Here is a 13,602-nt window from a genome sequence, read left to right on the forward strand (position 1 = left end):
TCTATGTTTGAATCATCTTTAGTGATTTTATTATCTTTTCTTTTTATAGAATCATAATAGGTACTTCTTAGTATTATCAGGACTTTACACATTGCTGATACTGAATATTGATGTGCATTCTTTTGAATGACTTCTATTTTTGCCCCATAATCAGCGCTACTTGCTTTAAAATATCGTTCTCCATTTTTAAATGTTGAACTTCTTTGCGTAATTTAATCAGCTCTTTTTCTTCATCCGATAAGTTATCTTGGTGATTGAATGTACCCGTGTTTTGATGTTGCTTTATCCATTTTCCTACATTTTATAACCGCCATTTACAAACGTCGAAGGTGTGAAATCATACTCGCGTATAATTTCATTCCTAGGCTTACCATTTTTATATAATCTAACCATTTGTAACTTAAACTCTGAACTAAATGATCTTCTTTCTCTTGTCATAATAAAATCGCCTACTTTCTTAAATTAACAATATCTATTCTCATAGAATTTGTCCAATTAAGTGTAGACGATTCAATCTATCAGCTAGAATCATATAACTTATCAGAAGCAAGTGACTGTGCTTGTATATTTGCCGATGATATAATAGTAGAGTCGCCTATCTCTCAGGCGTCAATTTAGACGCAGAGAGGAGGTGTATAAGGTGATGCTTATTTTCGTTCACATCATAGCACCAGTCATCAGTGGCTGTGCCATTGCGTTTTTTTCTTATTGGCTAAGTAGACGCAATACAAAATAGGTGACATATAGCCGCACCAATAAAAATCCCCTCACTACCGCAAATAGTGAGGGGATTGGTGTATAAGTAAATACTTATTTTCGTTGTCTTAATTATACTGCTAATTTTTCTTTTTGTAAAATATGCAAGGTTTTAAAGAGAAACATCAAGAACTAAAAAAGGCTCTATGTCAAATTGGACTGATGCGTTCAATATCCGAAGTTAAGCAACTAAACATTGCTTAACTTCCTTTTTACTTTTTGGAGCGTAAAGTTTTGAACATAATAATATTCGATTGCGCAAATGATTGTAACTTCCATAACCAAAAGATGTACGTTTAATTAATTTTATTTTGTTATTTATACCTTCTAAAGGACCATTTGATAAATTGTAATAATCAATGGTTACACTATTAAAAGTGTCACAAATTCTTATGAATCTGGCACAAACTTTGAATTAACTAAATAAGTAAGAAAACCTCGGCACTTTATCATTTTAATAGTGTCGAGATTTTTATAGATACTACAAATATTTATAACATAGTTAAACTCATCTAATGACTTATATTTTTGTTTCATCACAATATGAACAATTATTTATTGGACGTATTTTGCTCTTTTTTTATTTCAGAAACTGACTTAGGATTTTTATTAAATTTTCTACCCAATTCATCTGTATAAGAAATATCGGTATCAAATTGAAAATCATCAACAGATCTTATACCAGCTGTAAATGATAACTTTTTATCATTATTTATATAACCACTAATAGAATAACCATCCATTGGGTTTTCTTTAAAATTAGCGAAGCTTATATTTTTATAACCTTTCACATTGTACTTCATATAAATCGTTATTCTTTCTTTTTGTTCATCATAATATTTCTTTTCGTCATATTTCATCTTCAAAAAGATTCCGCCTAGAATCAATATTAAAATTATAATTACAATCATAAGATATTTTTTATTCAAAAAATCAATCTCCTTTTCATTGTACTTATTGACGAACATTTTGAATAAATTAAGCATATTGAGTTTTACGATGATTGTATAAACGTTACAACCCATATGATTGTTGGTTTTAACATTAGTCAATTTTTCTTTCTTATAATCTTAAATCATGATTTGGTTTACTTTAACACTTAAATAATTATATTTTTATCCATTCTATTCATAACATTTATTCAATTGGACTTGAAAAGAAAAACAACGGTGGTTCCGCTTCATATTTGTCAATAGCGGTTTAAGATTGGCGTGTTTTAAATACTTAATCACTTTCAAAATCTTTTTAGTCAGTATGATTCTTCTATAATCTTAAAGATTTTCATATTATAATATTACACATTTTTTCGAAATCTTATTTAAACTTATTTACTAGTTTCCTTGTGGATTGTTGGTTGTGTTTTAGAAATTCACGTCACAAGTTCAATATAAATATTGTTTTTTTACTTTTTATAAAAGTTTGAGCGGTGGCATAAATATATAGATAAATCTAAAAATTACGCCTAATTTTTGACATGTCATTCTTAATTATTTTCTTATTATATTTGCCATCGTCATAAAAAACATTGTACCACCATTCTTGTCTATCTCGAAGAGAAATTTTTTCTAGATATATTTTCCATCCAATAGACAATTTTTTAGTATTAAGAAAGTTTAATAAACTTTCTTTTTTAATAAGTAAACATTCATTATCAAATTCGAGTAATTTAGAATTAATACATATTGTTTCACCAAATTTAGTTTTCCATACTCCTTCTTCCGTTTGTATTAATGAAAAATAATCTACTATTTCTTTACACGGAATATAAAAACTTATTGATTTGTCCTTAACAGAATAATCTAACTCCCAAAAATATTCATAAATAGCTGGACATAATTTACCATCTGATTCAGTTAAATATCCCTCTTTATAATTTTTATAAGCTTCGCTCCAATAATATTCATATAAATATATACTATGTGCTCGAGGAATATTAATACCTCTATCATAATTATTTTCATAACCTTTGATAATTTCATTACTATCTTCTTTATTATAAAAATATCCCATCGCTAAGAAATAACATGAGTCTCTATCTTCAAATGGTATTTCTTTCTCTCTCTTTTCAAAATTAAACTTTGAGCTTAAACATATATATCTATGATTGTCTATATCTATTTCTAAAAATAATTTTGTTTCATCAAAAACTTTGGTATTTTTTACCCATTCATTCGATTGATGCGAAGGAAGTGGTGAGGGTACTAGTATTTTTGATTCTTTATCAATTTCAAGTAATAGTAAAGTAGGATCAATATCTCTAATATAATCATCCCATAGTCCAGAATATTGAACATCAGGAAATTTATCTACAAGTTTAGCTAAAATTTCATAGTAAGCAATCCATTGATATTTTTTGCTAATTCTTTCAATTGAATTATTAAAGTTATCATAACGATTAACCCACATATCAAATTCACCATGTAATTTTGCATCATAACCCATTTCAAAAATCCTCATTAATGCTATATTACTCAAGTCTTGATCACTTTTAAAACCCTTTACCCAGTTTCGTACAGCATAACCAAATACATATCTGCCAAAATCGCCATATGCCCCAGTTCCTCTTCCATATTCCGTTGTCATTGAGTTTTTAATTTTATCGATAGAAAAATGTAAATGGCTATCTAATTTGTTTTTTAAAGATTTTATGTAATCGTCTATATTTAAATTCGAATATTCTTTTTTATACCAATTACTTTTATAAGGTGGCCTAATTTTTTCTAAATTTATATTAGATATATCTTTTGATAAACTAATATATTCAATTGTTTGCCTAGCATAATCTCTCATTAAAATATGAGGATATACCATTTCTTTATCAAATATTTCTTCATAAATATAATTAGCAATCTCTATATGTATTTCACAAATGTCGATTCGAAGTGTCGCCCCTAAAACAGAAGCATATAATCTTTCGACTATATATGGATCATTGTTATTTTCAAATAATTTTAATAAACCAATAATTTTAGTTGGAAATGTTTTGAATAATTTTACTAAAGATTTAGTACCGAGATCTCTTAATTTATTATTAGTTGCAGAAAATATCCACGTTAAAAAAATCATATATTTTTCCGCAGTTTCTTCATCTAATTTCTTATAGTTACTAAATAGCCAATTAATAATTTCAAAAACCTTTTCATTATTTATAGATATATATTGAGTCCATAAAAAATCTCTTTTTCCTAAATTGCATTGTTTCAATAATTTATGTAAAGCCCAAATATTTAACGGATGGTTTTTTTGAGGCATTTTTATTAATAAGACATCTAAAAAATTATTTCTAAATGCATCATAAGGAATAACATTATCGGATATATAGCATTTAGTATGTTTACTTATGCTACCATCTTTTCTCCATACTAAACTATTTATAAAAGAATATATCATGTTATAATTGTTTTTAAACTGTGGAAATACTTCAAATAGCTCTATATTAAATTCATTTGCTAATTTAATAAAAAGTTCATTAATAAGACCTCTATTATAAGATAAATCGTCTTCCTTTTGAAAATACCTTGTCACTTTTTCATCTGACTGTAATTTAGTTACTAAATCTCTTTTATCAACATTTCTATATTTCTCTAAAAGGTATTCTGATAAAAAGTAATCTCCCATACGCTCATACGAAAAATAAATAATCATTTCACCTTTATAGCCAGTATTTTTAATTAATATATTTTCATCTATTAGCGCTTCTAAAAATCTATTTGACTTTTGAACATACTCTTTAGCTATATTATTAACAACAGTATAGGATTCCTCATAATTTAGTTGATTAAATTCTGAGTCGTTCATTAATTCAACTAATCCTTTTATTACTTTTTGTACAACATTAATATTTTTATCAAAATCAAATTTATCTTCCTTAGATAAATTAATATTTACTGTCTTAAGAACATTTGTAAATAGCTCTGCAACACTTATAGTTTGGTCAAATTCCTTAAATTTATTTACACAGTACTCACACATTAGTTTTAAAAATAATGGATTGTTGAATTCTGGATTTAATATAGGTAACTTAGGTAGCTCTAATCCATAAAAATCACAAAAAGATACAATTGGATTATAGTTTTCTTCCTTACTAAAACCTTCATGCTGAAATACTACAATATTGTTATCTTGTATTGCGTTTTTGGGTAATATAACATCTTCAAAAGGGGTTCTAATAGAAAATATTAAAGCTATATTAGAATACTTCTTTATATGGTTGATAAAGCTTTGAAAATAATTTCCCCATAACCTTTTACCTTCACCTTCATTAAGCGCATCAATAATAATAAAAGCTCTTTTTTTTGTTTCTTTGGCCTTATTACTTATTGACCTTAAAAAATTATCAACAGAATTTGTAACTTCTAAATCATTAAGTATTTGATGCCATGGATCTTCATTTTTAGTAAAAAATTGTCCCAAAAACAGATAAATAATATGATTTTCATCTCTAAGTTTTTTAGATAGATGCGCTAAAAGGTGTGATTTTCCTATGCCAGCTTCACCTTGAACTAGCAAATAAGGATAAAACAAGCATTCTTTACATGTTTCTTTTAAATACGTTTGATATTTTAATAATACTTTTTCGATTTTACTCATATAAGTTTGAAGTTCTAATTTTTCATTCTCACTTATTTTGTATATATTACATTCATTATGTTCTGTCAGAAAAATATAAGGGTCAATATTAATTTCGTCTATCAATTCATAAATTTCACTTAAGTATTTTTTCTTTTCTTCAAACTCTTCTTCCAGTTCCAAATAATTATTGACTGATTGTTCTAAATTAGAGAATATTTTTTTGAAATTCAAATAAATATTCTTTGCGTATTTTGATTTCATCTTATCTAAAATATCATTTTCGATATAACCTTTTAATTCTTTTAGATATGAAATATTAGTATATTTAAAATTATTGGTAATAGAAATACCTTCTATAATTTTATTATTAATAGTATCGACATCATTATTCGCAGTATATCGTGAAGCTAAATTCGATATATTAAATTCTAATTTTTCATTAATAAATTCTTCTTTTAAATATGACAAAGAATCTTCAAATAAAAGCGGAGATAATTCTTTTTTTAATAATTCAATAGCGTGATCTTGCTTATTTATGTTTAAATTCAAAAACTCTTCGCATAAGTCTTGAGTTAAAATAATATCTTTTTTACTATCGAATAATATATTATGTGGATTTGAAAAATTCTTATTTTTAATATTATTATTTTGATTTCCAATAAATATAAACTTTAATCGATAACCTTCTTCCATTTTATTTGTTAAATACTCTTTTTTTAGAGTGTCCTCTATTTTTTGCTTTTTACACGTTGCGGTAACTTGAATAATAATTTTATTCGTATTATCTATAAGATCAAATGCTGGTGCATTTTTTTGTTTTTTATTATGATTCTCAAGTGAATACCCATATACAATATTTAACAGGTCTCTAAAAAAATATTCGGAATATATATGATTATTTAAAATATTTATCTTTCCTAGTTCTTCAATCTTAGTATTAAGTCTAATTAGTGTATCAAGAAATTTTTCTTGATTCGTTGATCGTTTCAAGTTTTAAGTCTCCTTTTAAAATGAATATTTCACTTCTTATAACTAATATTTAAACAAAATGATCACATAATAATATTTAATTTACAATATGCCACTACAGTGTCAACATTTTATAAACACTATTCATTTGAACATGGTCTAAAACGAATAGGACATTGTAAATGATTAAATAGTCTGTCTCTAGTTGATGTATATGGTCATTTGTTATGCAGATAATAATTAATCTAATTAATTTTTACGTTTTAGTTACTTGGTTGTGATTGAGGCTTTTTGTATCTAGTTGTAATATTCTCCTTTTTTAGAATCATAATAGGTACTTCTTGAAATTTTTAGAACTTTGCACATTGCTGATACTGAATATTGATACGCATTTTGTTGAAAGACTTCATTTTTTGTCTCAAAATTAGCACTGCTTGCTTTAAATCATCATTTTACATTATCAATCGATGTTTTTCTTTGCGTAATTTTATTAACTCTTTTTCATCACTTGTTAAAATGTCTTGATGATTGAATGACTCAGTATTTTGGTTTTGTTTTATCTAATTTGAGAAAGTTAATGATGTTAGATCATATTCTCGTATAATTTCGTTTCTAAGCTTACCATTTTCATAAAGTTTAATTATTTTAATTTAAATTATTTACTAAAAGCTCTTCAGTCTCTTGTCATAATAAAATCGCCTACCCTCTTAGTTTAACAATGTCTATTCTCATAGAATTTGTCCAACTAAATGTAGACGATTCACTAAACTTCTAAAAAAATAAACCCCAAATTATAATAGTCTCAATATTAATATATTACAATTTATTCATAGGATTTTTATCATTTCAATTAATAGGTTGTTATCAGGGTTAAATAAACATTTTTTGTAATAGTCCTTTTTTACGTTCTTTTAATAACTCAATTCTATTCATTTGATTATTCATTTTATTGTCTATAGATTTTAACAATGCACTTACTTTATCTTGTTCAGTGAGACAAGGTATTTTAAGATTTATATTGCATAAGTTCGCATGAGTTAATTTAGCTGGTGCATTACCTGTGACAAATGCTCGTAGTTCTTTAAAATTTAAATAATAATTCATAAAAAACAAATTATGATCATTACTTTTAACTACATGCGCATGATTATTTACCCAGTATTGCCCATTAGCAATAAAGCTACTCGTCTCAAACTGCCCCCATTTTGCACCATCTTCTCCTATTAGTAATCGTTCTTCATTATTGAATAAATAATCTTTTACGTAATCAATAATTCCAGTTGCACCATAGTAAGGGTATAACCCCTTTTCTCTTAATGAAGAAGTAATTGGTTTTCTTCTATTATTTTCAAAGATAAAGATGTCTTTTATGAATTTGTTTTCCCACTCTGGATATTCTTCACCATTCTCATCTTTGAATCGCAATTCTTGTGTGAAGATTTTCTGCATATAGCCTTTTTTCTGTTGTTGAAGCAATTCAAGTTTTTGTTCTTCTAATTCAATTTGTCGGTCGAGTTTGCTGAAGAACTTGCCTATTTTTTGCTGTTCTTCAAATATAGTTGGGGTGAAGATTTTTAAATTAGCAATTTCTTTGAAGTTTAGACCTTCTCGACTACCTCCACTTTGTGCAAGGAAAATTTTCCTTTTACCTTTTCTTGATAATAGATACTGTCCAAAAAAATTATAATAATACTCTTTTTTCAATCTAATAATACATACATGTTGATTTAAATTAGCATGCGTTTCAACTATCGAATTAATGGCTGTTCTACCTATTGATGCTCCTGTAATATTTAAAAGAACATCACCATAGTACGTTCTACTATTTTTCATCTCATCATCTATATCTTTACTAATATAAACTAAGTCATTAAGATTTAATTTACCATTTCTAATATTTTGACTCCTTAAAAATGGTATGCCTTTGTTTGTATAGTTTTCACTTCCACCTTTGGGAGTCTTTCCACTACCTATTTTGGTAGTAAGATTCCCTAACTTCTTCTCTTCCCATTCGCCCTCAAATCCTGGGAATCTCAACTCTGGCACATTTTTCGTTTGTGTATTACTCATCTTTCAACACCCCAAGTTCTTTCAGGTATGCATTGATTTCTTGTTCAATTTCTGCGATTTCTTTGTCGATATTTTTCAAATCTTGTTGGACTTGATCTAAATCAATTGGTGCTTCTTCTTCGAATGTATCAACATATCGCGGTATGTTTAAGTTGTAATCGTTATCGGCGATCTCTTGTAATGTCGCGCTGTAGCTATATTTATCAATCGTTGCTTTACGCTTATATGTGTCTATAATACGTTCGACTTGGGCATCGCTTAAATGGTTTTGATTTTTTCCTTTTTCAAAATCATTGGATGCATCGATAAATAGTACGTTGTCGTCTTGTTGGCGACATTTTTTAAATACTAAAATACATGTTGGAATACTTGTCCCATAGAAAATATTGGCTGGTAACCCAATCACGGCTTCTAAGTAGTTCTTTTCTTCTATTAAATAGCGACGAATCACACCTTCTGCGGCACCACGGAATAATACACCATGTGGGAGTACGACTGCCATGGTACCTTCATCGTCTAGGTAATGTACCATGTGTTGAATAAAGGCAAAGTCTGCTTTGGATTTTGGCGCAAGCTTGCCGTAACCACTGAATCGTTCATCATTTTCAAATTTTGAATCTGCTGTCCATTTCGCACTGTATGGTGGGTTCGCAATAACCGCATCAAATGTATTGCCTAAAAAGGCTGGATTTTCCAATGTGTCATCATTACGGATCTCGAAGTTCTCATAACGCACATCATGTAATAACATATTCATGCGTGCTAAGTTGTATGTAGTATTGTTACGTTCTTGTCCGAAATAACGATACACTTGCGTTTCTTTACCAACACGTAACAACAATGAACCGGAACCACATGTTGGGTCGTACACGTGACGTAATTTATCTTTACCGTCTGTGACAATCTTCGCCAGTATCTTAGATACTTGTTGTGGTGTATAGAACTCGCCTGCTTTTTTACCCGCTGTCGCCGCAAAGCGCCCGATTAGGAATTCATATGCATCACCTAACATATCAATTTCCATGTCACTGTGAACGAATGGTAAGTCGTCAAGATTAACCATGACTTTAGAGATTAAAGCAGTACGTTCTTTGACATTGTTACCTAGTCGCGTTGAACTCAAATCCATATCGCTGAACAGCCCGATAAAGTCATTTTCACTTTCTTCACCTAATGTAGATGTTTCAACTTTGCGAATCGCCGTCGCTAGATGTTCTATATCGAAATCTTGCGTTTCAATTTCACGAATCATCGCACTGAATAAATCTTGTGGCTCAATGAAGTAACCGACTTGATCAATTAATTCTGCTTTTAAGTCTTCACGATATTCTTCATCTGCCCATGCTTCTTGATACGTGATGTCTTCACCTGACAAGGCATCTGCATATTCTTGTTCGGCTTTTTCAGATAAGAAGCGATAGAAAATCAAGCCTAAAATGTAATTACGGAATTCACTCGCATCCATGTTCCCTCTTAAATCATTCGCAATCGACCATAATTTTTTATGTAATTCAGCTTGTTGCTGACGTTGTTTTTCAGTAATAGACATGTGATTCCTCCGCCTTTGCATAAGTAATTTATCTCTTTGTGTAATAGATTTATTATAACATTTGGTTATGTTGCGATGTTGATAATTTGGATGTTGGTGGTGGAAATTTTGAGTTTTAGTGGCGCAATTGTTATTGAAAAATTTTATAGAAATGTTGTAGCTTTCAAATGCTTTCAAAATCATTTATATTCTTAATGATGTCAAAAAGTTGTTCATTCATACATAAATAAAACCAATCAACAATTGAGTTGGTGAAAATCAATCGTTGATTGGCTTTGATGCATATTAAATAATGCAATATATATTAATAAATGTTAGTTATAGTATATTTTGTCAGGATTGGGTGAATGTCTAAGTTTTAATTATTTATCTAAATTATCTGCAATGAATTTCTTAATTTCAGGAGAGAAATAAACAGCAAATCCTCTTGTGCTTTCACCTGATGGCTTATTACCGGCATAGATTACACCAATAGCTTCGTGTTTACTATTTAATATAGGTGAACCAGAGCTACCAGGCTGAATAATTGCATCCGATGACACTATATTCCCATTCACTGATAATACTTTACCAGTTGATTCATACATTTGTAGTTTATTTCCATTAGGATTTGGATAACCAATGACTGATATAGGTTCATTTTCTTTAGCTTCTGATGCTATATTAAATTTACTAGTGAAATCTTTGAATTTTCTACCTTTTGGTTGTGTTGATTTTTCTTCAACTTGTACAACCGCAATATCTTCTTTACCAGGATAATCTACAATCTTAGTAACTTTATAAACTCCACCACCGTTATTATAAAAACCATTAGGATGTGCTTTGATTTCATCACCGACTTTCATGTGATAGGTAACATGTTTATTGGTAATGATTGTATGATTTCCAACTACAAATCCTGTTCCAGCGCCCATCCATGTAACACCACTGTATGGTGCAACATTTGTATTTGTAATTTGTTTAACAGTATTTTCGGCTTTGGCTGTTTGTTGAATACCTTCAACCATTGTTGTGCCGACACCAGTTATTGATGTTAAAATCGTCAATGCTGCAATACTTTTGATGATTATATTTTTATTCATTTTTCTGCTCCTCTAAGTATTTGTATAATTATAATGTTAGCTTTTTGAAGTTTTATTTTTTTTAATCATTTCGAATAAATGGAATCACAGAGATGATTTGAATTGTTGAGTTTGTTGTTAATTTTTAAAATCATTTATCTATGTAAGGATTTATTTATCTGTGTTATCTGCAATGAATTTCTTAATTTCAGGAGAGAAATAAACACCATATCCTTTTGTACTTTTATTTCCAGGGCCGTTTCCACCAAAGTGAACACCTACAACTTCGTATTTACTGTTAAATACAGCTGAACCTGAGTTGCCTGGTTCTACGAAAGCATCAGTAATAATCATGTTGCCTTTAACTGACAGCACTTTTCCTGTTGACTCATACATTTGAAATTTATTTATATATGGTTCTGGATAGCCAACAATTGAAATGCGTTCATTTTCTTTAGCTTCTGATGCTATTTTTAAAATGCCTGTGTAATCTTTAAAATTCCTGTTTTTTGGATGAACAGCTTTATCTTCCACATGTAGAATGGCAATATCTTCTTGACCTGAATAACGGACAATTTTTTTAACTTTATAAAATCCGCCATTATTATATTCACCATTGGGATGCGCTATAATATGTGCACCAATTTCCATACCTGCAACGACATGCTTGTTGGTAACAATTGTATTTTTACCGACAATGAAACCTGTTCCAGATCCTATCGAAACGACACCATTGTATGGTGCTACATTAGTATTTTTGATTAGTTTCACATTATGTTCAGCTTTAGCCGTTTGTTGAATACCCTCAACCACTGTTGTGCCGACGCCAGTCACTGATGTTAAAATCGTCAATGCTGCAATACTTTTGATGATTATATTTTTATTCATTTTTGTGCTCCTCTGTTTATTCATGATGCTTTTGATATAGACGTTTTTTTATGTTATATTCGACTGATGTTTTTCATTAAAATTATTGAACACATGCTCATGGTGTATATTTAAATTTGTTTATTGTTCAATGTGCTTTTGAATAAAATCTTTGATTTGAGGCGTAAAGTATACGGCACCATTATATTCAGAACCAATTTTTCCAATACCGCCATACACCACACCTATGACCTCATTGTTAGAATTTAGAACTGGTGATCCTGAATTCCCGGGTTCAATGTATGCATCAAAATTTAAAATATTGTCTTTGATTCTTTTTATAGTTCCTGTAGATTCAAACTGTTTAAAACTATTTTGAGCAGGTAATGGGTAACCAATAACTTTAATTTTGTCATCAACTTTAGCATCTTTCGCAAAATTTAATGCTTGGACATTTTCATTAAAATTAAAGCCTTTTGGTCCACGTTCAACTGCTTGTTCTTCAATATTCATGACAGAGATGTCTTCATCACCCGGATAATCAGAAATGCTTTTAATTTTATATATACCACCATTTCCTTTGTCACCGTCTGGATGGGCAGTAATTCTATCGCCAACTTTATAATCTTTTGATACATGTTTATTGGTGATAATTGTATTTTTTCCAATTACAAAACCTGTCGCATCTTTAAATGAAACGACGCCATTATATGGAAAAATATTTGTATCTTTAACTTGCGTAACATTCTTCTCTGCATTTGCTATTTGTTGTGTCTCTTCAACGACTGCAGCATTTATTCCAGTTACTGAGGTTAGAATGGCTAATGCTGCCATGCTTTTAATGACTATATTTTTATTCATTTTCAAGCTCCTTTACAATTCGAGATATGTTGCAACGCTCGTTTAAAGTCAATTTGTTTATTTATCTATGTTTTCTGCAATGAATTTTTTAATTTCTGGTGTAAAGTAGACGCCATAAGCATTTCTGTTATCATCATTTTTTACATCAGAAGCAAAATGAATACCAACTAATTCGTTGTTGCTGTTTAATACAGGTGATCCAGAGTTTCCGCTTTCAGTATGCGCTGAATATACAATACTGCTACCTTCTACTGACATCACAGGGCCAGTTGACTCATATAAAACATATTTATTTTTGTATGGGTGTGGATAACCAATCACTTTAATTCGCTCACCAGCTTTAGCCCCTGCCGCATATTTGAATGGCGTTACATTATCATTAAAATTAAAGCCTTTTGGTCCACGTTCTATTGCACGCTCTTCAACTTGAATGACTGATACATCTTCTTTACCTGGATAATTAATAATCTTTTTAATCGAATAAATACCACCATTACCTTTATCACTATTTGGATGTGCAGTAATTCTATCGCCCACTTTGTAATTTTTCGACACATGTTTATTTGTTAAAATAGTATTCTTTCCAACTACAAATCCAGTTGCACTTTTAAAAGCAACTACACCAGTATATGGAAAAATATTTGTATCTTTAACTTTTGTGACATTATTTTCTGCTTTGGCAGTTTGTTGTACTTCCTCAACCAATGTTATTCCAATACCTGTTACAGATGTTAAAATTGTTAATGCTGCTAAACTCTTGATGACTACGTTTTTGTTCATTTTAAGTTCCTCTTTTTTAATTATTTTGATATCTAGATACATAATTCAGTATATTTAGTTAATTATGTAACCGTTTTCTTAATCACTCTTTAAAAAATCAACTTCACGAATGAATTG

General features: G+C 29.3%; 12 protein-coding genes and 1 pseudogene. 2 read left to right on the forward strand and 11 right to left on the reverse strand.

The genetic code is table 11. The annotated features are described in order from the left end of the window. Positions 1 to 294: 294 nt before the first annotated feature. Positions 295 to 438: a transposase gene (locus KI230_RS09175; RefSeq protein ID WP_001549059.1), complete on the reverse strand. Its 144-nt coding sequence runs from the start codon at positions 436 to 438 to the stop codon at positions 295 to 297. 202 nt (positions 439 to 640) lie between these two features. Between KI230_RS09175 and sprA1 the strand changes: the two genes are divergently transcribed. After that, complete coding sequence (gene sprA1, locus KI230_RS09180) at positions 641 to 736, forward strand: type I toxin-antitoxin system Fst family toxin SprA1/PepA1 (protein ID WP_001801861.1); 96 nt, start codon at positions 641 to 643, stop codon at positions 734 to 736. A gap of 122 nt (positions 737 to 858) precedes the next feature. After that, positions 859 to 960 (forward strand): hypothetical protein, encoded by a 102-nt coding sequence (locus KI230_RS09185; protein WP_001791893.1) that lies wholly within the window; start codon positions 859 to 861, stop codon positions 958 to 960. On the opposite strand, the pseudogene KI230_RS09190 reads toward KI230_RS09185, so the two are convergent. The 10 genes and pseudogenes from KI230_RS09190 to splB all read right to left on the reverse strand — a co-directional run. Beyond that, positions 938 to 1,120: pseudogene (locus tag KI230_RS09190) on the reverse strand (transposase); the annotation flags it as partial. The gene KI230_RS09185 and the pseudogene KI230_RS09190 sit on opposite strands and share 23 nt — an antisense overlap. Before the next feature lie 187 nt (positions 1,121 to 1,307). Then, positions 1,308 to 1,685, reverse strand: a complete 378-nt coding sequence (locus KI230_RS09195; protein WP_001037045.1) for a DUF1433 domain-containing protein — start codon at positions 1,683 to 1,685, stop codon at positions 1,308 to 1,310. Positions 1,686 to 2,205: 520 nt separating this feature from the next. After that, a complete protein-coding gene (locus KI230_RS09200; protein WP_000831218.1) occupies positions 2,206 to 6,318 on the reverse strand; it encodes an SMEK domain-containing protein in 4,113 nt (1,370 codons plus the stop codon). A gap of 849 nt (positions 6,319 to 7,167) precedes the next feature. Beyond that, complete coding sequence (locus KI230_RS09205) at positions 7,168 to 8,367, reverse strand: restriction endonuclease subunit S (protein WP_000072624.1); 1,200 nt, start codon at positions 8,365 to 8,367, stop codon at positions 7,168 to 7,170. Continuing rightward, positions 8,360 to 9,916, reverse strand: a complete 1,557-nt coding sequence (locus tag KI230_RS09210; RefSeq protein ID WP_000028669.1) for a type I restriction-modification system subunit M — start codon at positions 9,914 to 9,916, stop codon at positions 8,360 to 8,362. Before KI230_RS09210 ends, KI230_RS09205 begins: the two co-directional genes overlap by 8 nt. 163 nt (positions 9,917 to 10,079) lie before the next feature. Continuing rightward, a complete protein-coding gene (locus tag KI230_RS09215; RefSeq protein ID WP_001791797.1) occupies positions 10,080 to 10,214 on the reverse strand; it encodes a hypothetical protein in 135 nt (44 codons plus the stop codon). A 64-nt stretch (positions 10,215 to 10,278) separates the two neighbouring features. Beyond that, a complete protein-coding gene (gene splF, locus KI230_RS09220; RefSeq protein ID WP_214958258.1) occupies positions 10,279 to 10,998 on the reverse strand; it encodes a serine protease SplF in 720 nt (239 codons plus the stop codon). A gap of 150 nt (positions 10,999 to 11,148) precedes the next feature. Further along, positions 11,149 to 11,865: a serine protease SplE gene (gene splE / locus KI230_RS09225; RefSeq protein WP_001038759.1), complete on the reverse strand. Its 717-nt coding sequence runs from the start codon at positions 11,863 to 11,865 to the stop codon at positions 11,149 to 11,151. A gap of 120 nt (positions 11,866 to 11,985) precedes the next feature. Next, entirely contained in the window at positions 11,986 to 12,705 is a 720-nt protein-coding gene (gene splC, locus KI230_RS09230) for a serine protease SplC (protein ID WP_001038865.1), read from the reverse strand. A gap of 57 nt (positions 12,706 to 12,762) precedes the next feature. Next, the gene (gene splB, locus KI230_RS09235; protein WP_001039444.1) at positions 12,763 to 13,485 is read right to left on the reverse strand and encodes a serine protease SplB; all 723 of its coding nucleotides are present in this window, start codon (positions 13,483 to 13,485) and stop codon (positions 12,763 to 12,765) included. Positions 13,486 to 13,602 lie beyond the last annotated feature (117 nt).

The organism is Staphylococcus sp. MZ3, assembly GCF_018622755.1.
Lineage (GTDB): Bacteria > Bacillota > Bacilli > Staphylococcales > Staphylococcaceae > Staphylococcus > Staphylococcus aureus.

Excerpts from the sequence above, each read along its gene's own strand:
- KI230_RS09175 (WP_001549059.1), bottom strand. The coding sequence starts at position 438 with ATGACAAGAGAAAGAAGATCATTTAGTTCAGAGTTTAAGTTACAAATG.
- KI230_RS09185 (WP_001791893.1), top strand. The coding sequence starts at position 859 with ATGCAAGGTTTTAAAGAGAAACATCAAGAACTAAAAAAGGCTCTATGT.
- KI230_RS09205 (WP_000072624.1), bottom strand. The coding sequence starts at position 8,367 with ATGAGTAATACACAAACGAAAAATGTGCCAGAGTTGAGATTCCCAGGA.
- KI230_RS09210 (WP_000028669.1), bottom strand. The coding sequence starts at position 9,916 with ATGTCTATTACTGAAAAACAACGTCAGCAACAAGCTGAATTACATAAA.
- splF (WP_214958258.1), bottom strand. The coding sequence starts at position 10,998 with ATGAATAAAAATATAATCATCAAAAGTATTGCAGCATTGACGATTTTA.
- splE (WP_001038759.1), bottom strand. The coding sequence starts at position 11,865 with ATGAATAAAAATATAATCATCAAAAGTATTGCAGCATTGACGATTTTA.
- splC (WP_001038865.1), bottom strand. The coding sequence starts at position 12,705 with ATGAATAAAAATATAGTCATTAAAAGCATGGCAGCATTAGCCATTCTA.
- splB (WP_001039444.1), bottom strand. The coding sequence starts at position 13,485 with ATGAACAAAAACGTAGTCATCAAGAGTTTAGCAGCATTAACAATTTTA.